This window comes from Citreimonas salinaria (assembly GCF_900107235.1).
GTDB classification, from domain to species: Bacteria; Pseudomonadota; Alphaproteobacteria; order Rhodobacterales; family Rhodobacteraceae; genus Citreimonas; species Citreimonas salinaria.
This window is the reverse complement of record NZ_FNPF01000002.1, coordinates 19,478-39,951: the sequence shown is the minus strand read 5'-3', so window position 1 is coordinate 39,951 and position 20,474 is coordinate 19,478. Positions and strand designations below refer to the sequence as shown.

General features: G+C 69.5%; 20 protein-coding genes. 15 read left to right on the top strand and 5 right to left on the bottom strand.

All coding sequences use genetic code 11. The features are described from left to right. Position 1: 1 nt before the first annotated feature. Both BLW27_RS02665 and BLW27_RS02660 read right to left on the bottom strand, forming a co-directional pair. On the bottom strand, positions 2-232 hold the full coding sequence (locus tag BLW27_RS02665) for a DUF2842 domain-containing protein (RefSeq protein ID WP_089878871.1): 231 nt from the start codon (positions 230-232) through the stop codon (positions 2-4). A gap of 10 nt (positions 233-242) precedes the next feature. Then, the gene (locus BLW27_RS02660) at positions 243-1,538 is read right to left on the bottom strand and encodes an adenylosuccinate synthase (RefSeq protein ID WP_089878869.1); all 1,296 of its coding nucleotides are present in this window, start codon (positions 1,536-1,538) and stop codon (positions 243-245) included. A 198-nt stretch (positions 1,539-1,736) separates the two neighbouring features. Between BLW27_RS02660 and secG the strand changes: the two genes are divergently transcribed. From secG to BLW27_RS02595, 13 genes are all read left to right on the top strand, one after another. Continuing rightward, entirely contained in the window at positions 1,737-2,102 is a 366-nt protein-coding gene (gene secG, locus BLW27_RS02655) for a preprotein translocase subunit SecG (protein WP_089878866.1), read from the top strand. 168 nt (positions 2,103-2,270) lie between these two features. Then, positions 2,271-3,914, top strand: coding sequence for a CTP synthase (locus tag BLW27_RS02650; protein WP_089878863.1), 1,644 nt, complete (start codon positions 2,271-2,273; stop codon positions 3,912-3,914). 52 nt (positions 3,915-3,966) lie between these two features. After that, positions 3,967-4,437, top strand: coding sequence for a hypothetical protein (locus tag BLW27_RS02645; RefSeq protein WP_089878860.1), 471 nt, complete (start codon positions 3,967-3,969; stop codon positions 4,435-4,437). A 141-nt stretch (positions 4,438-4,578) separates the two neighbouring features. Further along, positions 4,579-5,364, top strand: coding sequence for a 23S rRNA (adenine(2030)-N(6))-methyltransferase RlmJ (gene rlmJ, locus BLW27_RS02640; RefSeq protein WP_089878857.1), 786 nt, complete (start codon positions 4,579-4,581; stop codon positions 5,362-5,364). A gap of 154 nt (positions 5,365-5,518) precedes the next feature. Further along, on the top strand, positions 5,519-5,959 hold the full coding sequence (locus tag BLW27_RS02635; RefSeq protein ID WP_089878854.1) for a tellurite resistance TerB family protein: 441 nt from the start codon (positions 5,519-5,521) through the stop codon (positions 5,957-5,959). An 82-nt stretch (positions 5,960-6,041) separates the two neighbouring features. Further along, a complete protein-coding gene (locus BLW27_RS02630) occupies positions 6,042-6,830 on the top strand; it encodes an ABC transporter ATP-binding protein (RefSeq protein ID WP_089878851.1) in 789 nt (262 codons plus the stop codon). A gap of 112 nt (positions 6,831-6,942) precedes the next feature. Next, the gene (locus tag BLW27_RS02625) at positions 6,943-7,668 is read left to right on the top strand and encodes a transporter substrate-binding domain-containing protein (protein ID WP_089878848.1); all 726 of its coding nucleotides are present in this window, start codon (positions 6,943-6,945) and stop codon (positions 7,666-7,668) included. A gap of 84 nt (positions 7,669-7,752) precedes the next feature. Next, positions 7,753-8,634 carry an ABC transporter permease gene (locus BLW27_RS02620; RefSeq protein ID WP_089879696.1) on the top strand — a complete coding sequence of 294 codons (882 nt, stop codon included), beginning with the start codon at positions 7,753-7,755 and terminating at the stop codon, positions 8,632-8,634. 154 nt (positions 8,635-8,788) lie between these two features. Continuing rightward, positions 8,789-9,595, top strand: a complete 807-nt coding sequence (locus BLW27_RS02615) for an ABC transporter permease (RefSeq protein ID WP_089878844.1) — start codon at positions 8,789-8,791, stop codon at positions 9,593-9,595. A 107-nt stretch (positions 9,596-9,702) separates the two neighbouring features. After that, on the top strand, positions 9,703-11,049 hold the full coding sequence (locus BLW27_RS02610) for a glutamine synthetase family protein (RefSeq protein WP_089878841.1): 1,347 nt from the start codon (positions 9,703-9,705) through the stop codon (positions 11,047-11,049). Positions 11,050-11,072: 23 nt separating this feature from the next. Then, entirely contained in the window at positions 11,073-11,756 is a 684-nt protein-coding gene (locus tag BLW27_RS02605) for a type 1 glutamine amidotransferase (protein ID WP_089878838.1), read from the top strand. Beyond that, entirely contained in the window at positions 11,753-13,114 is a 1,362-nt protein-coding gene (locus tag BLW27_RS02600; RefSeq protein ID WP_089878835.1) for a glutamine synthetase family protein, read from the top strand. The genes BLW27_RS02605 and BLW27_RS02600 overlap by 4 nt, the downstream gene beginning before the upstream one ends. A gap of 172 nt (positions 13,115-13,286) precedes the next feature. After that, complete coding sequence (locus tag BLW27_RS02595; RefSeq protein WP_089878833.1) at positions 13,287-14,588, top strand: NAD(P)/FAD-dependent oxidoreductase; 1,302 nt, start codon at positions 13,287-13,289, stop codon at positions 14,586-14,588. A 12-nt stretch (positions 14,589-14,600) separates the two neighbouring features. Here BLW27_RS02595 and phaR read toward each other — a convergent pair whose 3' ends face one another. Next, positions 14,601-15,179, bottom strand: coding sequence for a polyhydroxyalkanoate synthesis repressor PhaR (phaR, locus tag BLW27_RS02590; RefSeq protein WP_089878830.1), 579 nt, complete (start codon positions 15,177-15,179; stop codon positions 14,601-14,603). A gap of 89 nt (positions 15,180-15,268) precedes the next feature. Further along, entirely contained in the window at positions 15,269-16,807 is a 1,539-nt protein-coding gene (gene xseA, locus BLW27_RS02585) for an exodeoxyribonuclease VII large subunit (RefSeq protein ID WP_089878827.1), read from the bottom strand. A gap of 123 nt (positions 16,808-16,930) precedes the next feature. On the opposite strand from xseA, the gene BLW27_RS02580 reads away from it, so the two are divergent. Next, on the top strand, positions 16,931-18,235 hold the full coding sequence (locus tag BLW27_RS02580; RefSeq protein ID WP_089878824.1) for a glycosyltransferase family 4 protein: 1,305 nt from the start codon (positions 16,931-16,933) through the stop codon (positions 18,233-18,235). Positions 18,236-18,293: 58 nt separating this feature from the next. Further along, positions 18,294-19,559 (top strand): phosphoribosylamine--glycine ligase, encoded by a 1,266-nt coding sequence (purD, locus tag BLW27_RS02575; protein WP_089878821.1) that lies wholly within the window; start codon positions 18,294-18,296, stop codon positions 19,557-19,559. A gap of 184 nt (positions 19,560-19,743) precedes the next feature. On the opposite strand, the gene BLW27_RS02570 is transcribed toward purD, so the two are convergent. Continuing rightward, a complete protein-coding gene (locus tag BLW27_RS02570; RefSeq protein ID WP_245710752.1) occupies positions 19,744-20,427 on the bottom strand; it encodes a hypothetical protein in 684 nt (227 codons plus the stop codon). Positions 20,428-20,474: the final 47 nt, after the last annotated feature.

Genomic DNA, 20,474 nt, shown 5'->3' with positions numbered 1-20,474 from the left:
GTCAGTCTTCGTCGCGGCGCGTGTCGGGATCGGGCTGCCCCACGCCTCGGAAAACGAAGCGGAAGGGAAGCGCCCAGAGGACGCCCAAGGCGATGTAGACCAGCAGTTCGAGCCAGATCGGCGGCCGGTCCAGCCACGTCATCACCGTAACCGCCGCCACCACGTAGACCGGCAGGCCGACCAGCAGGACGACCAGCGCCCAGCGTTTGCGTGCCTTGTATCCCAATGCCATGGCTTGCCAGCTAGTCCGCAAAGGGATCGGTGACAAGGATCGTGTCGTCGCGCTCGGGCGAGGTGGACAGCAGCGCCACGGGACAGCCGATCAGCTCCTCGACCCGCCGAACATACTTGATCGCCGCGCCGGGAAGATCCGCCCAGGAGCGCGCGCCCTCGGTGGATTCGCTCCAGCCTTCCATCTCTTCGTAGACGGGGGTGCAGCGGGCCTGCTCGTCGGCGGCGAAGGGCAGGTAATCCAGACGCTTCCCGTCTAGGTCGTAGCCGACGCAGATCTTCAGCCGCTCGAACCCGTCCAGCACGTCCAGCTTGGTCAGCGCGATGCCCTTCACGCCGCTGGTCGCGCAGGTCTGGCGCACCAGCACCGCGTCGAACCAGCCGCAGCGGCGCTTGCGGCCGGTCACCGTGCCGAATTCACGCCCGCGCGTCCCCAGCCGTTCGCCGTCGGCATCGTGCAGCTCGGTCGGGAACGGCCCCTCGCCCACGCGGGTCGTGTAGGCCTTGACGATGCCCAGGGTGAAATCGATCGCGTCCGGCCCGACACCGGTTCCGGTGGCGGCCTGCCCGGCGATCACGTTGGACGAGGTGACGAAGGGATAGGTGCCGAAGTCGATGTCCAGCAGCGCGCCCTGCGCGCCCTCGAACAGGATGCGGTGGCCGGCGCGGCGGCGCTCGTTGAGCACCTTCCAGACCGGACCGGCATAGGGCAGGATCTGCGCGGCTATCTCCTTCAGCCCTGCCAGCAGCGCGTCGCGGTCCACCGGCTCGATCCCGAGGCCCCGGCGCAGCGGGTCGTGGTGCTGCAGCGCGCGGTCGATCCGCGCCTCCAGCGTCGCCTCGTCCGCCAGGTCCGCCACGCGCACCGCGCGCCGGCCGACCTTGTCCTCATAGGCCGGGCCGATGCCGCGGCCGGTGGTGCCGATCTTGGTCCCGGCCGAGGCCGCCCCTTCACGCGCACGGTCCAGCTCGCCGTGTATAGGCAGGATCAGCGGCGTGTTCTCAGCGATCATCAGCGTCTCGGGCGTGATCTCGACGCCCTTCGCGCGGATCGCCTCGATCTCCGAGATCAGGTGCCACGGGTCCAGCACCACGCCGTTGCCGATCACCGACAGCTTGCCCGTCCGCACCACGCCCGAGGGCAGCGCGTTCAGCTTGTAGACCGTCCCGTCGATCACCAGCGTGTGGCCGGCATTGTGCCCGCCCTGGAAGCGGCAGATCACGTCCGCCCGGCTCGACAGCCAGTCGACGATCTTGCCCTTGCCCTCGTCGCCCCATTGCGCGCCCACGACGACCACGTTAGCCATGCGACCACCCTTTCATGCCGGTCCAAACGTGCCCCCTATAGCGGTGCGGCACGGCGCGCGAAACCCGCGAAACGCGCTCGCGTCCGCGGTCCGCCCATCCGCCTGCCCCAAGGCGCCGCCGAAAGCGCCGCACACGGTTGCGCGGCCTGCGCGCTTGGCATAGACACCGCGCCAACGCCCTTCGCACCGCAGGTCCTCATGGAAAACGTCCTTCTCATCGTGCTTCTCCTTCTCGCGCTCGCACTCGTGGGCGTGGTGCTGCTGCAGCGCTCGGAAGGCGGCGGTCTGGGAATGGGCGGAGGCGGCGGCCCGGCAGGCCAGCGCGCGGGGGCGACCGCCCTGACCAAGCTGACGTGGCTGTTCGGCATCGCCTTCATGGCGATCTCGCTGGCGCTGACGATCCTAGCGGCGCGCGACGCGGACGGCACGTCGGTCATGGACCGCGTGGGCGGTCAGGCGCCCCTCGCCGACACTGCCGAGCCCGACGCGCTGGACACCGACGCGCTTCTGCCACCGCCTTCGGACGTCGATCCGGACGCACCGCTGGTGCCGCGCGCCGACTAGTCACAACCCCTCGGGATACAACCGGCGGCCGCAACAGCATCTTGCGGCCGGCTGGACAACATTGTCCGAATCCTCTACGGATCAAATCCCGTGATGCTGCCGCCAACCGGGCGGCGGGTGGCCTGATTTCAGGTCCGATTATCCTTAAAAATCACGGGGTTCGCCCAAATGGCACGCTTCATATTCATAACCGGTGGTGTTGTGTCCTCGCTTGGCAAGGGGTTGGCCTCGGCGGCCCTGGGCTCGCTTCTGCAGGCGCGGGGTTTCTCCGTCCGGTTGCGCAAGCTCGACCCCTACCTGAACGTCGATCCCGGCACGATGTCGCCCTTCGAGCACGGCGAGGTCTTCGTCACCGACGACGGCGCCGAGACCGACCTGGACCTGGGCCATTACGAGCGCTTTACCGGCGTGCCCGCGCGGCGCACGGATTCCGTCAGTTCGGGCCGGATCTACACCAACGTGCTCGAAAAGGAGCGCCGGGGCGACTATCTGGGCAAGACGATCCAGGTCATTCCCCACGTCACCGACGAGATCAAGGATTTCATCTCGATCGGCGAGGACGAGGTCGACTTCATGCTGTGCGAGATCGGCGGCACGGTCGGCGACATCGAGGGTCTGCCGTTCTTCGAGGCGATCCGCCAGTTTTCGCAGGACAAACCGCGCGGCCAGTGCATCTTCATGCACCTTACGCTGCTGCCCTTCGTGAAGGCATCTGGCGAGCTCAAGACCAAGCCCACGCAGCACAGCGTGAAGGAGCTGCGCAGCATCGGCATCGCGCCCGACATCCTCGTCTGCCGCTCCGAAGGGCCGATCCCGCAGAAGGAACGCGAGAAGCTGGCGCTGTTCTGCAACGTGCGCCCCGACAGCGTGATCGCTGCACTCGACCTGGCCTCGATCTACGAGGCGCCGCTGGCCTACCACCGCGAAGGGCTGGACCAGGCGGTGCTGGACGCGTTCCAGATCACCCCCGCGCCCAAACCCAACCTGTCCAAGTGGGAGGACGTGGTCGACCGCATCCACAACCCCGAGGGCGACGTGACCGTGGCCATCGTCGGCAAGTACACCCAGCTAGAGGACGCCTACAAATCCATCGCCGAGGCGCTGACCCATGGCGGGCTCGCCAACCGGGTCAAGGTGCGCGTCGAATGGGTCGATGCCGAGCTCTTCGACCGCGAAGACCCCGCTCCGCACCTCGAGAAGTTCGACGCGATCCTGGTGCCCGGCGGCTTCGGCGAACGCGGCACCGAAGGCAAGATCAAGGCGGCGCAGTTCGCGCGCGAGCACAAGGTGCCCTACCTGGGCATCTGCCTCGGCATGCAGATGGCGGTGATCGAGGCGGCGCGCAACGTCGCCGGCGTCGCCAAGGCGGGTTCGGAGGAGTTCGACCACGAAGCCGGAGAGAAGCGCTTCGAGCCGGTCGTCTATCACCTCCGAGAATGGGTGCAGGGCAACGAGAAGGTCAACCGCCGGCCCGACGACGCCAAGGGCGGCACGATGCGGCTGGGTGCCTACGACGCGGTGCTTCAGACCGGATCGCGCGTGGCCGAGGTCTACGGCACGACCACGATCGACGAACGCCACCGGCACCGCTACGAGGTCGACATCAAGTACCGCGACAAGCTCGAGGAAGCAGGCTTGTGCTTCTCGGGCATGTCGCCCGACGGCCGCCTGCCCGAGATCGTGGAATGGCCGGATCATCCCTGGTTCATCGGCGTGCAGTTCCACCCCGAGCTGAAGTCGAAGCCGTTCGATCCGCACCCGCTGTTCCGCGACTTCGTGCGCGCGGCCAAGGAATCGTCGCGGCTGGTCTGACCGGGGCGTCGGAAATCCGGAACTCCGGCGACGGCGTCGCCGTTCGCAGACCATGACCGCGCGCCGTGACCTCAACCTGCACGAAGGCTCGCGCATCCCGCCGATGGACGCGTTTCTCGCCTACGGCGCGATGCTGCCCTTTCCCGCGGCCTTCGTCGTCGCGCTTGCCGCGCCGTTCCTTGCCGGGGCGGCGGTGCTGGGCGCGCAGCTTTGGGGCGCGGCGCTGCTGCTGTTTTTCTCGGGCGTGAGGCGGGGCCTCAGCTTCCGCACCCCCGGCGGCGCCACGGGGCCGCAGATGGCGGCCTTCGCCGGACTGTTCTCCGCCGGCTTCGTCGCCCTTCTGCTGCCCGCTGCCTGGGCGTTGCCGCTGATCCTGGTGGCGCTGCTGCTCATGGCCGCCATCGACCCGGTGGCCGCGCGGCGCGCCGAGGCTCCGCTCTATTTCGAGCGGCTGCGCCCGCCGCAGCTTGCCGTCGGCGTGGCCGGGCTTGCAGGGCTGACGGCGATGGTCGTGCTTTTCTGAATGCCGATGCTCGTGCTCCACACGATCCGCACGGGCCCGCTTGATGCCCGGCGGCGGCCCGCCTACTGTTCCGCCGTGGCTCAGTCCGACGCATCAGCCCCCGCCCCGAGGCGCGCGGCCCCCACGGGGCCGTGACCGGCGATGCTGTCCTACCAGCACGCCTATCACGCGGGAAACCTGGCGGACGTGCACAAGCACGCGCTTCTGGCCTCGGCGCTGGATTACCTGACCCGCAAGGACAAGCCGCTGAGCTACATCGAAAGCCATGCGGGCCGCGGGCTCTATGACCTCGACAGCGCCGAGGCGCGGCGCACGGGCGAGGCCGAGGGCGGCGTCGCGCGGGCCGAGCACTGGTTCGGCGCCGACCATCCCTATGCAAGCGCGCTGGCGGCGGTGCAGGCGGCGCACGGGCCCTCGGCCTATCCCGGCTCTCCCATGATCGCGCGGCACCTGCTGCGCGACACCGACCGCATCCACCTGGCCGAGCTTCACCCGGCCGAGCATGCCGCCCTGGAGGCCGCGCTGAAGGCGCCCAACGTGCGCGTCCACCGGGCCGACGGGCTGGACCTGGCGCACAGCCTGTGCCCGCCCACCCCGCGCCGGGGCCTGCTGCTGATCGACCCCAGCTGGGAGATCAAGCAGGACTATGCCGACCTGCCCCGCCATATCGGCCGGATCACCCGCGCCTGGAACGTGGGCATCGTCATGCTTTGGTACCCGATCCTGCGCGACCCGGTGCATCCGCCGATGCTGCGGGCGCTGGCACGCGACCACCCGGCCGCCCTGCGGCACGAGGTGCGCTTTCCCCCGGTCCGCGAGGGGCACCGCATGGTCGGCTCGGGGATGTTCGTGGTGAACCCGCCCTTCGGCCTGGCCGAGGCGGCGGCGCAGCTGGACCCGTTCTTCGCGGCGCTGACCCGATCCTGAATGGCGGCCCGATGCGGTGTCCCACGGTGGGACATCAGGGCGCCCCAGGAATTTCAATGGGTTGCAGAGACGGATTCATACCTCGTTAGGATTTGATCGCCCAGGCCGCATCCTGCCGTTTGCCGATCGCTGCCGCAGCGCCTACATGGAGTCCATGTTCGCAGACTTCCTCAATCGCCTGACGGCGCCCGAACCCGACCCCATGCCCGACGAGGACGCGCGGCTGGCGCTGACTGCATTGCTGGTGCGCGTCGCCCGCTCGGACGGGGATTACGACAACGCCGAACGCGCCTGGATCGACCGCATCGCGGCGCAGCGCTACGGCATGTCGCCCTTCGAGGCCTCGAAGCTGCGGGGCGAGGCCGAGCGGCTCGAGGCCGAGGCCCCGGACACGGTGCGCTTCACCCGCGCGATCAAGGACGCTGTCCCCCACGAGGCGCGCATCGGCGTGATCGAGGCGCTGTGGCAGATCGCGCTGGCCGATGGCGAGCGCGACGCGCACGAGGACTCGATCCTGCGGATGGTGTCGAATTTCCTCGGGATCAACGATCGCGACAGCGCGCTGGCCCGCCAGCGCGTCGAGGGCGCTGGCTGACAACGCGCGCGTTCACGGCTTTGCGGATTGCACAGGGGCGGTGTTTTGCGGCAGTTTGCCCCGAACCGCCGAAAGGACCCGCATGCCCGAGCAGACCGCAGACCAGCCGCCCGTCATCGAGATCCGCAACCTGCACAAGGCCTACGGCGCGCTCGAAGTCCTGAAAGGCGTCGACATCACCGCGCCGGCGGGCACGGTCGTTTCGCTGATCGGTTCGTCGGGGTCGGGCAAGTCCACCCTGCTGCGCTGCTGCAACCTGCTGGAAGACAGCCAGCAGGGCGAGATCCTGTTCCAGGGCGAGCCCGTGCGCTGGCGGGGCGAAGGCCACAACCGCCGGCCGGCCGACGGCAAGCAGGTGCTGCGCATCCGCACGAACCTGTCGATGGTGTTCCAGCAGTTCAACCTGTGGTCGCACATGACCATCCTTCAGAACGTGATGGAGGCACCGCTGACCGTGCTGGGGCGCGACCGCGCCGAGGTCGAGCATGCGGCGCGCGGGTATCTCGAGAAGGTGGGCATCGGCGACAAGGCCGATGCCTGGCCCGCGCAACTGTCGGGCGGTCAGCAGCAGCGCGCCGCGATTGCCCGCGCCCTGTGCATGGAGCCGCAGGCGCTGCTGTTCGACGAACCGACCAGCGCGCTGGATCCCGAGCTTGAACAGGAGGTGGTGCGCGTCATCAAGGCGCTGGCCGACGAAGGCCGCACCATGCTGATCGTCACCCACGACATGCGCATGGCGGCGGACGTGTCCGACCACGTGGTGTTCCTGCACCAGGGCCTGATCGAGGAGGAAGGCCCCCCCGAGCGGCTGTTCGGCGCGCCGCAATCCGAGCGGCTGCAGGGCTTCCTTTCGGCGACGATGCCCGCCTGAGCCGGAGCGCGTGACCGCACGGCCCCCTTGCCATCGACGGCGATTTGCCGGACCTTCCGGCGCAGTCCGGTGTCCGGAGACGGGTGCCGCAAGAAACTCAGGGAGATTTCCGATGAAGACGCTTATCCTCGGCACGACGGCGCTGGCCTTGTCCGCCGGCATGGCCTTCGCGCAGGACACCGTGCGGCTGGGCACCGAAGGCGCCTACCCTCCGTACAACTACCTCGACGATTCGGGCGAGGTCGCGGGCTTCGAGCGCGTGCTCGGCGACGAGCTGTGCGAGCGCGCCGAGCTGACCTGCGAATGGGTCACCAACGACTGGGATTCGATCATCCCGAACCTGGTCAGCGGCAACTACGACGCCATCATCGCCGGCATGTCGATCACGCCCGAGCGTGAGGAGGTCGTCGACTTCACCCAGAACTACACGCCGCCGTCGCCCTCGTCCTTCGCCGCGATGAGCGAGGACGTGGACCTCGAGACCGCGGTGATCGCGGCGCAGACCGGCACGATCCAGGCCCAGCACGTGTCGGGCATGGAGGGCGCGACCCTGGTCGAGTTCCCCAACCCCGACGAGGCCGTCGCCGCCGTGACCACGGGCGAGGCCGACGCGATCATGGCCGACAAGGACTTCCTGATCCCGGTGGTCGAGGATTCGTCGGACATGGTGTTCGTGGGCGAGGACGTGCCGCTGGGCGGCGGCATCGGCATGGCGTTCCGCGAAAGCGACCCCGAGCTGCGCGCGCAGTTCGACGCCGCGATCCAGTCCATGAAGGACGACGGCACGCTCAACGAGCTGATCGCCGAGTGGCTGGGCGAGGATTCGCCGAAGTTCTGATCCGGAACGGCGGGCCGCGGCCCGCCCTTCCCCTTCATGCGGGCGGCGCGGCAGCGCGGCGCCCGCGACCGGGAGATCCGAGACATCTTTTCCTTCTGCTCTGATCCCGCCACGCTCGACGGCATCGCCTGGTATCTGTGCTACCTGACCACGGGCAAGCACATGGCCTTTTATGTCTCGTTCGGGACCGTGCTGCTGTTGCTGGCGATCACCGCGCCGGCGGCGATGGCCTTCGGCTTCGGCGGTGCCATGGCCGCGCGCTCGCGCATCCCGCCGGTGTCGTGGCTGGGCAAGGGCTATATCGCGATCGTGCGCGGCGTGCCCGACATCGCGTTCTTCCTGTTCTTCGTGATCGCGCTGGACCAGGCGTTCGAGTGGACGCGCCACCAGGTGCTGTGCCCGGACTGGGACCAGCCGGTGCGGCAGGGCAACGACTTCGTCGTCTGCGACGCGGCGAAGCTGCCGCTAGGCAACGCGCCGCAATGGGTGCACGAGCTCTATGGCTTCGGCGTGGCGGTGCTGACCTTCGCGATCGTCTTCGGCGCCTTCGCGGCGAACGTGCTGTACGGCGCGATGCGCGCGGTGCCGCGCGCGCAGATCGAGACCGCCGAGGCCTATGGCCTGACCCGGCGGCAGGCGTTCCGCCGCATCGTGGTGCCGCAGATGTGGGTCTACGCCCTGCCCGGCCTGTCGAACCTTTGGATGGTGCTGATCAAGGCCACGCCGCTGCTGTTCCTGCTGGGGATCGAGGACATCGTGTTCTGGGCGCGCGAACTGGGCGGCGCCAAGACGCCGCGCTTCACCGACTACCCGCACGGCGACTGGCGGGTCTGGTACTTCCTGGCGCTGCTGGTGTTCTACCTGGTGTTCACGCGGGTGTCCGAGATCGTGCTGGACCGCGTCATGGCCCGGCTGAGCCGCGGCCAGGCGACGGCGGCCGGCGAAGCGCAGAGAAAGGCGGCCTGATGGCGGACGTGGTTCGGGGCCCGGGGCCCCGTCGCCCGGTGGCGGCGATTCAGGAACGGGGGCCTTGCCCGCGTCGTCCGGGGACGGCTTTCGTCGCTCGTTCCCGCACCGATGAAACGGCGGGCGCGGCGCGTTCCGTCGGGCGGGGTGTCTCGTGAGCTGCTGGGAGACGATCGCGGATTACGGGCTTCGGTCGATCGGCATCGGCGAACGGCTGCTGCCGCGCAGTGATTTCACGCTGTGCCAGCAATTCGTGCTGATCGGCTCGGGGCTGATCTGGAACGTGTATTTCGGCGTGCTGGCGCTGTCGGCCGGGTTCTTCCTGGCGACCACCGTGGCGTTGGGCAAGGCGTCGTCGAACCCGGTGGCGCGCACGCTGTCGACGTGGTTCATCTTCGTGTTCCGCGGCTCGCCGCTGTTCATCCAGTTCTTCTTCGCCTATTTCGCCTTCCTGTCGCTGAAGTCGGTCTCGCCCGTCTTCGACCCGTTCACCACCGCCTGGGCGGGCGCGCTGGTCGTGCTGTTCCTCAACACCGCCGCCTATTCCGGCGAGATCTTCCACGGCGCGCTGCAATCGATCCCCCGGGGCGACACCGAGGCGGCGGATGCCTACGGCTTTCACGGCTGGGCCAAGTTCCGCAAGATCACCTGGCCCACCATGCTGCGGCTCGCCTGGCCCGCCTACACGAACGAGGCGATCTTCCTGTTCCACGCCACGACGCTGGTGTTCTTCTCGGGCTTCCCGGCGTGGCAGCAGCGCGGGGACGCGCTCTATTACGCCAGCTATTTCGCGGACAAGACGTTCAACCCGTTCGTGCCCTACCCGATCCTCGCGGGATATTTCATCCTGCTGACGCTGGGCATCATCGGGCTGTTCGGGCTGGTGAACCGGCGGCTGAACCGGCATCTGCCGTCCTCCGTGCGCCCCAAGGTCCGGTTTCGGCCCAACCTGATCCGCTGAGCCGCGCCGGGCGGTTCGGAATCCGGAACGGCGGCGATCGACGGCCCCCCTTGCCAACGCGGGGGACGGCGGGTTACGAATTTGATCAAATCTGACACGAGGCCCCCATGCCCGCTCCTTCGCTCGACTGGCTGCGAACCCATCCCGAGGTGCGCACGATCCGTGCCGCCGCCTGCGACCTCAACGGCGTGCCGCGCGGCAAGCGCGTGCCCTCGCGTTATGCCGAGAAGGTCGTTACCGAAGGCACCCGCTTTCCGATGTCGGCGCTGAACCTGGACATCTGGGGCGAGGACATCGACGACAGCCCGCTGGTGTTCGAGACCGGCGACCGCGACGGGGTGCTGCGCCCGACCGACCGCGGCTTCGTGCCGATGCCCTGGCTCGAGGCGCCCTCGGCGCTGCTGCCGATCTGGATGTACCACGAGGACGGCCGCCCCTTCGACGGCGATCCGCGCCACGCGCTGGCGAGCGTCGCGCAACGCTACCGCGCCCGCGGTCTGACACCGGTCGTCGCGGTCGAGCTGGAATTCTTCCTGATCGACGATTCCACGCGCACGCTGCAGGTGCCGGTCTCGCCCCGCTCGGGCAAGCGCCGCAAGGCGGCCGAGATCCTGTCGATCCGCGCGCTCGATGCCTTCGACCAGTTCTTCACCGAGCTCTACGAGGCCTGCGAGGCGATGGACATTCCCGCCGACACCGCGATTTCCGAGGCGGGGCTGGGGCAGTTCGAGATCAACCTGGTGCACACCGACAACGTGCTGCGCGCGGCCGACGACGCGTGGCTGTTCAAGTGGCTGGTCAAGGGGCTCGCCCGGCGACACGGCTTCGCCGCGAGTTTCATGGCGAAACCCTATGAGGATTACTCGGGCTCGGGGATGCACGCGCATTTCTCGGTGCTGGACGCGGCGGGGCAGAACATCTTCGACGACGGCGGCGCGCGCGGCACCGCGGCGCTGCATCACGCCATCGCCGGCTGCCTGCGGGCGATGCACGACAGCACGCTGATTTTCGCGCCGCACCTGAACTCCTATGACCGGCTGGTCCCCGAGGCGCACGCGCCGTCCGGCATCAGCTGGGCCTACGAGAACCGCACCGTGGCCATTCGCGTGCCCGCCGGCGCGCCGGCCGCGCGACGGATCGAGCATCGGGTGGCGGGCGGCGACGTGAACCCCTACCTGGCGCTGGCCGCCATGCTGGGCGCCGCGCTGACCGGGATCGAGGACGAGATCGCGCCGCCCGAGCCGGTGACCGGCAACGCCTACGCGCTGGACCTGCCGCGCATCCCGACCGAATGGGGCGACGCGATCGACGCGTTCGAGAAGTCGGACCTGATGAAACGGATCTTTCCCGACATGCTGATCCGCAACATGGTGCTGACGAAGCGGCAGGAAAAGCTGTACATGGGCGAGCTGACGCAGCCCGAACAGACCGAGATCTACCTCGACACGGTCTGACAAACCCGAAAACCTGGTGTTTCATGCATATCGGTATCCTCAAGACCGGCCACACGCCACCCGACCTCGAACCCGAACACGGCGATTACGGCGCCATGTTCCGCCGCCTGATGGCCGGGGAGGGCTTTTCCTTCACAACCTGGTCGGTGGTCGACGGCGAGTTTCCCGACAGCCCCGAGGCGGCAGATGGCTGGCTGATCACCGGCTCGCGCCACGGCGCCTACGAGGATCACCCGTGGATCCCGCCGCTGGAACAGTTCATCCGCGACGCGTTCGAAGCCGACCGCCCGATCGTAGGCGTGTGCTTTGGCCACCAGATCATCGCGCAGGCGATGGGCGGCAAGGTCGAGAAGTTCCCCGGCGGCTGGTCCGTCGGGCCGCAGGTCTACCACTTCCCGGACGGCCCGCGCACAGTTCAGGCGTGGCACCAGGACCAGGTGACGCAGGCGCCCGAGGGCGCGCAGACCGTCGCCAGCAGCGTTTTCTGCACCCATGCGGCGCTGCTTTACCCGCGCAAGGCCTACAGCGTGCAGCCGCATCCGGAATTCGACGACGCCTTCGTTCTGGGGCTGATCGAGACGCGCGGCAAGGGCGTGGTGCCCGACGCGCAGCTGGAACAGGCGCGCGACACGGTGGGCGCGCCCCTGGACGACGCCGCCCTGGCGCACCAGTTCGCCACCTTCTTCCGCGAAAGGCGCATCGCATGAGCGACGAATGGATCTCGCGCCTGCCCGAGGCGGCGCAGCGCTACCTCGAAGGGCGCCGGCTGGACGAGGTCGAGTGCATCATCTCGGACCTGCCGGGCATCGCGCGCGGCAAGGCGGTGCCGGCGTCCAAGTTCGCGCGCCTGAAGCATTTCCACCTGCCGGATTCGATCTTCTTCCAGACGATCACCGGCGACTGGGGCGAGGCCGCCGGCGAAGAGGGCTTCATCGAGCGGGACATGATCCTGCGTCCGGACATGAGCACGGCGACCGCGGCCCCCTGGACCGGCGACTGGACGCTGCAGGTGATCCACGACGCCTTCGACCGCAAGGACCGTCCCGTCTCCTGCGCACCGCGCAACATCCTGCGGCGGGTCTGCGACCTCTACAAGGCGCAGGGCTGGAAGCCGGTGGTCGCGCCCGAGATGGAGTTCTTCCTGATCGCCCGCAACCTCGACCCGGCCAAGGACATCGAGCCGATGACCGGCCGGTCGGGCCGTCCGGCGGCGGCGCGGCAGGCCTATTCGATGACCGCGGTGGACGAATTCGGTCCCGTGATCGACGACATCTACGACTTCGCCGAGGCGCAGGGCTTCGAGATCGACGGCATCACGCAGGAAGGCGGCGCCGGCCAGCTCGAGATCAACCTGCGCCACGGCGACCCGGTGCGGCTGGCCGACGAGGTGTTCTTCTTCAAGCGCCTGATCCGCGAGGCGGCGCTGCGGCACAACTGCTTCGCCACCTTCATGGCCAAGCCGATCGCCGACGAGCCGGGTAGTGCGATGCACATCCACCACTCGGTGCTGGACCTGGAGACGGGCCAGAACCTGTTCTCGGGTCCGCAGGGCGGCGAGACGGACGCGTTCTACCACTTCATCGGCGGCTTGCAGAAGCACATGCCGGCGGCGATCGCGGTGCTGGCGCCCTACGTGAACTCGTACCGCCGCTACGTGCGCGACCACGCGGCGCCGATCAACCTCGAATGGGGCCGCGACAACCGCACGACGGGGATCCGCATCCCGCTGTCGGACACGCAGTCGCGCCGGGTCGAGAACCGGCTGGCGGGGATGGATTGCAACCCCTACCTGGGGATCGCCGCGTCGCTGGCCTGCGGCTACCTCGGGATGATGCAGGAGGTGCGCCCGTCCAAGCAGTTCCGCGGCGATGCCTACGAGGGCGAAGGCGACATCCCGCGCGTCCTGGGCCAGGCGCTGGACATGTTCGACGCCGCCAAGGACCTGCACGACATCCTGGGCCCGGAGTTCGCGCGCGTCTATTCCATCGTGAAACGGTCCGAGTACGAGGAATTCCTGCAGGTGATCAGCCCGTGGGAGCGCGAGCATCTGCTGCTGAACGTGTGACGCAGCGCATGAGCCGGCGGCGTGATCCGGCTAAGCGCCCCGCGGGCGTGCGGGAACGCTTGCATTCGGGGCACGCAGGCCCCCGGGGGCGTTTCGCCCCCCGGACACGGCCCGGGGCGTTCCGCGCCGGGCCGCCAAGGATACTTGACCAGGGAAACACCAGGAGCCGCGAATGAACCTGCTTTATGCCAACGACGCGCGCGGCGCCTATCCCGACAGCTGGTATGCCGCGACGGTCGATCCGTTGCCGCCCTTCGCTCCGCTCGAGGGCGACGTTCGCGCCGACGTGTGTGTCGTTGGCGGCGGCTATACCGGCCTGTCGGCGGCGCTGCACCTGGCCGAGGCGGGCCTGTCCGTGGTGTTGCTGGAGGCGCAGCGCGTGGGGTTCGGCGCCTCGGGGCGCAACGGCGGGCAGCTGGGCTCGGGTCAGCGGCAGGACCAGGTGACGCTCGAGAAAATGGTCGGACGCGACGATGCGCGAAAGTTCTGGGACCTCGGCCAGGGGGCCAAGGCGCTGGTGCGCGATCTGGTGTCGCGCCACGGGATCGAGTGCCATATCAGGGACGGCATCGCCTGGGCCGGCGAAAGCGCCGGCTCGGTGGACGAGTTGCATCGCTATGCCGGCCACATGGACCGGCACTACGGCTACCCGCTCGAAGTGCTGGACCGCGAGGCGTTCCATGCCCTCTGCCCCAGCCCGGCCTACCGGGGCGGGATCCTCGACATGGGTGCCGCGCATCTGCACCCGCTGGCCTTCGCGCTTGGCCTCGCGCGCGCGGCGTCGGGCGCGGGTGCCGTGATCCATGAAGGCGCGGAAGTGCTGTCGATCGACGACGAGGACGGCGTGACCCTGCGCACCGCGCAGGGCAGCGTGCGCGCGGACCACGCGATCCTGGCCTGCAACGGCTACATGGGCGGGCTCGCGCCGCAGGTGGGCGCAAAGGTCATGCCGATCAACAACTTCGTCGTCGCGACCGAGCCGCTGGGCGACCGCGCGGCCGAGGTTCTGACGCGGGACGTCGGCGTGGCCGACGACAGGTTCGTGGTGAACTACTTCCGGCTCAGCCATGACAAGCGCCTGCTGTTCGGCGGCGGCGAGAGCTATGGCTACACCTTCCCGCGCGACATCCGCGCCACCGTGCGCAAGCCGCTGCTGCGCGTCTTCCCGCATCTGGCCGACGTGCCGCTGACCCATGCCTGGGGCGGCACGCTGGCGATCACCCGCAAGCGCATGCCGCATCTGGCGCGGATATCGAAGCACGTGCTGTCGGCCTCGGGCTATTCCGGTCACGGGGTGGGCAACGCCACGCAGGCGGGCCGCCTGATGGCCGAGGCCGTGCGCGGCCGGTCCGAGGGGTTCGATACCTTCGCCGCCCTGCCCGCGCCCGCCTTCCCCGGCGGCGCATCGCTGCGCAACCCGCTGCTGGTGCTGGCGATGAGCTGGTTCGCGATGCGCGACCGGCTGGGGGTCTGAGCGGCCGCCGCCCTAGCGGTTCATCTTCGACAGGCGCGTCTGAAGCTCGTGCAGCTGGCGCTTGATCGCGTCCAGGTCGTCGTCGTCGTCGCCGGCCTCGTCGCTGCCGGGGCCGCCGCCCGGACCGGACCAGTTCGCGCCCATGCCCGTGCCCATGCCGCCGCCGGTCATCGCCTTGAGGAACGCCGCCTGCTGCGCCTGCATCGCGTCAAAGCCGGGGACCTTGGCCATCGGATTGATGGCGCTCATGTTCTCGACCCACTTGCTCTGGCTGTCGCGGAACGCCTCGAACGAGGCGGCCAGGAATTGCGGCACCATGCTGGTCTGCGCGGTGGTGTAGCTGCGCACGAGATCAGTCAGCACGTTGATCGGCAGGACGGATTCGCCCTTGCTTTCATGCTCGGCGACGATCTGGAGAAGATACTGGCGGGTCAGGTCGTCGCCCGACTTCAGGTCGACGATCTTGACCTCGCGCCCGTCGCGAATGAAGCCGGCGATATCCTCGAGCGTGACGTAGTCCGACGTCTCGGTGTTGTAGAGCCGGCGGCTGGCGTAACGCTTGATCAGAAGCGGTTTTTCCGTGTCGGCCATCGGCTTCCCTCCCGGGCTTGACGCAAGTGTCGAAAGCTTAGGCGAGTGCCGCGCAAAAGAAAAGCGCGGCCGCATCGGGCCGCGCGTGTTCAGAACAGCGAACCCTGTTCGGGCTTGGGCGCCTTGGCGGGTCCACGCTTCGGCGCGCTGCCGCCGATCTTCAGCCGGCCGTCGTGGAACTCGATCTCCAGCGCAGTGGCGTTCTCGGCCGCTTCCTTGTTCGTCACCACGCCGCCGTCGCCGCGCACCACCGCGTAGCCGCGGCGCAGCGTCTCGCGGTAGCCCAGCGTCTCGCGCAGGCGGTCCAGCGCGTCGAGCTTGCGGCGCGCCTCGGCCAGCCGGGCGGCCTGCGCCTCGTCGAGGCAGCGCGACAGGTCGTCCAGCTTGGCCCGGTGCTGCGCCACGTCGCGCGCCAAGACCTGCGGGCGAAGCCGCGCTGCCTGCTGCGCGAAGGCTTGCCGGCGGTTCGCGATCAGCCGCGACAGGCAAGGCGACAGCCGGTGCGCGCGGTCGTTCAGGCGCGCGCGCTCGGACGCGATGGCGCGGGTCAGCAGGCCGGGGCGCAGGGTGCCGCACTCGCTCAGCCGCAGGCGCCGGCGGTCCACGCCGCGCGACAGCGCAGCGGGCAGGCGGTCGGCCAGCACGTCCAGCCGCTGGCGCGGGTTCTGCAGCAATTCGTCCGCCCGCGGCAGCGCGCGCGACAGGTCGCGCAGGCGCTGGCGCCGCGCGTCGGCCCGGTGGCCCATCGCGCGGGCCATGCGGGCCTGCACGTCGCCGACCCAGGCCGCCAGTTCCAGCCGCACCGGCACCGCCATCTCGGCCGCGGCCGAGGGCGTCGGCGCGCGCCGGTCGGCGGCGTGGTCGATCAGCGTGGTGTCCGTCTCGTGCCCCACGGCCGAGATCAGCGGGATCGCGCTGGCCGCCGCGGCGCGCACGACGATCTCCTCGTTGAAGCCCCACAGATCCTCGACCGAGCCGCCGCCGCGGGCGACGATCAGCAGGTCCGGCCGGGGCAGCGCGCCACCGGGCGTCAGGCGATTGAAGCCCTCAATGGCGCGGGCGACCTCGGGCGCGCAAGCCGCACCCTGCACCGCCACCGGCCAGATCAGCACCTTGCGCGGGAACCGGTCGCGCAGCCGGTGCAGGATGTCGCGGATCACCGCGCCCGAGGGCGAGGTCACGACGCCGATCACTTCCGGAAGGTAGGGCAGCTTGCGCTTGCGCGCGGGGTCGAACAGCCCCTCGGCCTGCAACGCGGCGCGGCGCTTTTCCAGCATCGCCATCAGCGCGCCCATGCCGGCGGGGCGGATGTCTTCGATGACGATCTGGTATTTCGACTGGCCGGGGAAGGTGGTCAGGCGGCCGGTGGCGATGACCTCCATGCCCTCCTCGACCGGCGTCTCCTGACGCGCGGCGACGCCCTTCCACATGACGCCCGAGATCACGCTGCGGTCGTCCTTGAGGTCGAGGTACACGTGCCCCGAACGCGGCCGCGACACCCGCCCAACCTCGGCCCGCACGCGGACATGGCCGAATTCGCCCTCGATGATGCGCTTGACGGCGCCGGACAGTTCCGAGACCGAAAATTCCGGCGTGTTGCCCGCGCCCGCGTCGTCGATCAGGTCCATCGCCCGCACTCCCTGCCCGTTTTGCGCCACACTAGCGAACCAAGCGACGGGCCGAAAGCACCCGGCGTGGACAAGGGCGCCGCACGCGGCCTAATCACGGGGCACGGGCAAGGAGGCGCGGGCGTGCAGGCAGGGACAGTCGACAGGCGGCCGCGGGTGCTGCTGCTGGCGGACGATTTCAACCCCGAATGGCCGTCGCTGCCGGTCGTGGGCTACAAGTACGCCCGCGCGTTGTCGCGCGTCTGCGACGTCACCGTCGCCACGCATGTGCGCAACCGCCCGAACGTCGAGGCGGCGGGCCCGCCGATGGAGGTGGTCTACCTCGACAATGAGTGGATCGCGGCGCCGATGCACCGGCTGGCCACGCGCCTGCGCGGCGGCGATCAGGTGGCTTGGTCGACCTCGATGGCGATGGGCTACCTGCCCTACCTCGCCTTCGAGCGTGCGGCCTGGCAGCATTTCCGCGCCGCCCTGCACGCGGGCCGGTTCGACCTTGTCCACCGGATGACGCCGATGACGCCGACCATGCCCAGCTGGATCGCGCGGCGCCTGCCGGTGCCCTTCGTGCTGGGGCCGCTCAACGGCAATCTCGACTGGCCCCGCGCCTTCGCCGCCGAACAGGCGCGCGAGCGCGAGCGCCTGCGCGCGCTGCGCGGCCTCTACCGCGTGCTGCCCTATGCCCGCTCGACCTACGACAGCGCGGCGGCCGTGCTGTGCGCGTTCGAGCACACCCGCACAGACCTTGCCTGGGTCGAGGATGCGCGGATCGTGCCCTTCCCCGAGATCGGCTTCGACGCCGACCTGTTCCACGCCGGCGGCGCCGCGCCGGCCGGGGCGCGCGACCCGCAGGGCCGGCTGCGATTCCTGTTCGCAGGACGCCTCGTGCCCTACAAGCTGCCCGAGCTTCCGGTGCTGGCGTTCGCCCGCCACCCTGCCCTGCGGGCGCACAGGCTCGTAATCCTCGGCGACGGCCCCGAACGCCCGCGGATCGAGGCGCTGATCGCCGAGCACGGGCTTCAGGATTGCGTCACCCTGCACGGCCGCACCGATCAGGCGGGCGTGGCGAACTGGATGCGCAACTGCGATGCCTTCGTCTTTCCCTCGATCCGCGAACTGGGCGCGGGCGTGGTGATCGAGGCGATGGCCAGCGGCATGGACAGCATCGTCACCGATTACGGCGCGCCCGGTTGGCTGGCCGATCAGGGTCGCGGCATCACGGTGCCGATGGCGCCGCTGGACACGCTGGTCGACGGCTTCGCCCAAGCGATGCTGGACGCCGCCGACGACCGCGCCGGCATGGCAGCGCGCGCGGAGACGGCACGCCGCTTCGCCGAAGACGGGTTCATCTGGGACGCCAAGGCCGCCCGCACCCGCGACATCTACGAAGCGGTGCTTTCGGGCGCTCCATTGCAAGGCCTGGGATACTGACCTTCCCTTGCCCGCGCGCGCTGGCTATGAGGCGGGCCAAGCAACGGAGGCGCGGTCCATGAACATCCTCATCCTCGGCGGCGGCGGGCGCGAACACAGCCTTGCCTGGGCCGCGCTGCAGAACCCCAAGTGCGACAAGCTGATCGTGGCGCCGGGAAATGCCGGGATCGCGCTGATCGCGGAATGCGCCGACCTGAACATCCTGGACGGGGGCGCGGTGGCCGAGTTCGCGGGCGAGAACGCCATCGACCTCGTGATCATCGGCCCCGAGGCGCCATTGGCCGCGGGCGTGGCCGACGTGCTGCGCGGCGCGGGCTTCCCGGTCTTCGGCCCTTCGGCCGCCGCCGCGCGGCTCGAGGCGTCCAAGGCCTTCACCAAGGAAATCTGCGACGCGGTGGACGCGCCCACGGCCCGCTACGGCCACTTCACCGATGCCGAGGCCGCCAAGGCGCACGTGCGCGACCAGGGCGCGCCGATCGTGGTCAAGGCCGACGGGCTGGCCGCCGGCAAGGGCGTGATCCTCGCCCGAACCGAGGACGAGGCGCTGGAGGCCATCGACGACATGTTCGGCGGCAGCTTTGGCGCGGCCGGCGCCGAGGTGGTGATCGAGGAGATGATGACCGGCGAGGAGGCATCTTTCTTCGTGCTGGTCGACGGCGAGACCTGCCTGCCCTTCGGCACCGCGCAGGACCACAAGCGGGTGGGCGAAGGCGACACCGGGCCGAATACCGGCGGCATGGGTGCCTATTCCCCCGCCCCGATCATGGACGACGCGGTCACGCGACGCGCGCTGGACGAGATCGTGCGCCCGACCATGGCCGAGATGGTCCGCCGCGGCACGCCCTATTCCGGGGTGCTCTACGTGGGCCTGATGATCGAGGAGGGCGCGCCACGGCTGGTGGAGTACAACGCCCGCTTCGGCGACCCCGAATGCCAGGTGCTGATGATGCGGCTGGGCGGCCAGGCGCTGGACCTGATCCATGCCTGCGCCGAGGGGCGGCTGGCCGAGGCGCAGGTGACCTGGGCCGACGACCACGCCATGACGGTGGTCATGGCCGCCGCGGGCTATCCCGGCGCCTACGACACCGGCACCACGATCGGCGGGCTGGAAAGCCTGCCCGAGGACAGCTTTCACCAGATGTTCCACGCCGGCACGGCCCGGCAGGAGGGCCGGATCGTGTCGGCCGGCGGCCGGGTGCTCAACGCCACTGCCCGGGGTGCGACCCTGGCCGAGGCGCGCGACCGCGCCTATGCGCTGGCCGAACGCGTGGACTGGCCCGACGGGTTCTACCGCCGCGACATCGGTTGGCGCGCGCTGGGCTGACGGCAACTGGGGGCGCTGCCTCGCCCCTGGCCGCCCGGTTCGTGCTTTTCGGTTGCGCCGCCGCATCCGGCGAGATCCGCGGGACGCGCAGACGACGTGGCGCCCGACCCGAGGCCGGCCGCCCGGCACATGCCGCGCCGTCCCGCCCCCCCACGCCCTGACCGTGCGGCAGGCCCGTATTCGGTCAACCGGGGTCGCGCAGACGCTCCAGATGCCCGGCGCGCACGGCGTCGAGGTGGATGACGCCCAGTTGCGCCGGCACGGTGGCAAGCCCGAGGAGGCGCGCGATCGCGAAACGATGCCTGCCGCCGCCCGAGCGGAGAGGTTCGCCGTCCCGCGCGATATGAAAGAAGATGCCACCGTGCTCCCGCCGGAAGCGTTCTGGCAGTTCTTGACGCGCGCGAAGCCGTCCGGTGCGGAGGGCTTCCTCGTAGACGCGGTCAAGGGCTTCGTACCGGGCGAAGATGTCCTGCGACGTGCGCAACCCCTCGGATACGCCCTTCTGCGCGATGATGGCGAGATGGTAGTCCACGATCCCCGTTTCCGCCCAGCTCATCCCGCGCACGAAACGATCGTGGATGACGCGCGCGGCACGCGTTTCGGGAAGCGGCTTGCGCGACTGGTCCCAGTCGCCGCCGACGACCAGACCGCTGTGTCTGCGTTGGTAAGAGGGCGCTGCGGAACCGTCGGACTGGTAGACATGCCGCACGTCGAGGGGAGAGACGAAGATGCATTCGTCGCTCAGAGGCGCGCCGGGCCCGAAGCGCAACCGGTTCCACCGATCCCTCAGCGCCTTGTGCGGAACGCGTGCCGCGAGCGTGCGCGACAGGGTCCTCGCTTGCACGGGAGGGTAGTCTGGAAGGGCCATTCCGGGAACCCCGACAACAGGCAGGACGAGTTCGATAGTAACGGAAT

Bases quoted from the DNA above. Each gene is read 5' to 3' on its own strand.
- BLW27_RS02665 (WP_089878871.1), bottom strand. From the start codon at position 232: ATGGCATTGGGATACAAGGCACGCAAACGCTGGGCGCTGGTCGTCCTG.
- BLW27_RS02625 (WP_089878848.1), top strand. From the start codon at position 6,943: ATGAAGACGCTTATCCTCGGCACGACGGCGCTGGCCTTGTCCGCCGGC.
- phaR (WP_089878830.1), bottom strand. From the start codon at position 15,179: ATGGCCGACACGGAAAAACCGCTTCTGATCAAGCGTTACGCCAGCCGC.
- BLW27_RS02645 (WP_089878860.1), top strand. From the start codon at position 3,967: ATGACCGCGCGCCGTGACCTCAACCTGCACGAAGGCTCGCGCATCCCG.
- BLW27_RS02610 (WP_089878841.1), top strand. From the start codon at position 9,703: ATGCCCGCTCCTTCGCTCGACTGGCTGCGAACCCATCCCGAGGTGCGC.
- rlmJ (WP_089878857.1), top strand. From the start codon at position 4,579: ATGCTGTCCTACCAGCACGCCTATCACGCGGGAAACCTGGCGGACGTG.
- BLW27_RS02660 (WP_089878869.1), bottom strand. From the start codon at position 1,538: ATGGCTAACGTGGTCGTCGTGGGCGCGCAATGGGGCGACGAGGGCAAG.
- secG (WP_089878866.1), top strand. From the start codon at position 1,737: ATGGAAAACGTCCTTCTCATCGTGCTTCTCCTTCTCGCGCTCGCACTC.
- BLW27_RS02630 (WP_089878851.1), top strand. From the start codon at position 6,042: ATGCCCGAGCAGACCGCAGACCAGCCGCCCGTCATCGAGATCCGCAAC.
- BLW27_RS02650 (WP_089878863.1), top strand. From the start codon at position 2,271: ATGGCACGCTTCATATTCATAACCGGTGGTGTTGTGTCCTCGCTTGGC.
- xseA (WP_089878827.1), bottom strand. From the start codon at position 16,807: ATGGACCTGATCGACGACGCGGGCGCGGGCAACACGCCGGAATTTTCG.
- BLW27_RS02570 (WP_245710752.1), bottom strand. From the start codon at position 20,427: ATGGCCCTTCCAGACTACCCTCCCGTGCAAGCGAGGACCCTGTCGCGC.
- BLW27_RS02605 (WP_089878838.1), top strand. From the start codon at position 11,073: ATGCATATCGGTATCCTCAAGACCGGCCACACGCCACCCGACCTCGAA.
- purD (WP_089878821.1), top strand. From the start codon at position 18,294: ATGAACATCCTCATCCTCGGCGGCGGCGGGCGCGAACACAGCCTTGCC.
- BLW27_RS02600 (WP_089878835.1), top strand. From the start codon at position 11,753: ATGAGCGACGAATGGATCTCGCGCCTGCCCGAGGCGGCGCAGCGCTAC.
- BLW27_RS02595 (WP_089878833.1), top strand. From the start codon at position 13,287: ATGAACCTGCTTTATGCCAACGACGCGCGCGGCGCCTATCCCGACAGC.
- BLW27_RS02635 (WP_089878854.1), top strand. From the start codon at position 5,519: ATGTTCGCAGACTTCCTCAATCGCCTGACGGCGCCCGAACCCGACCCC.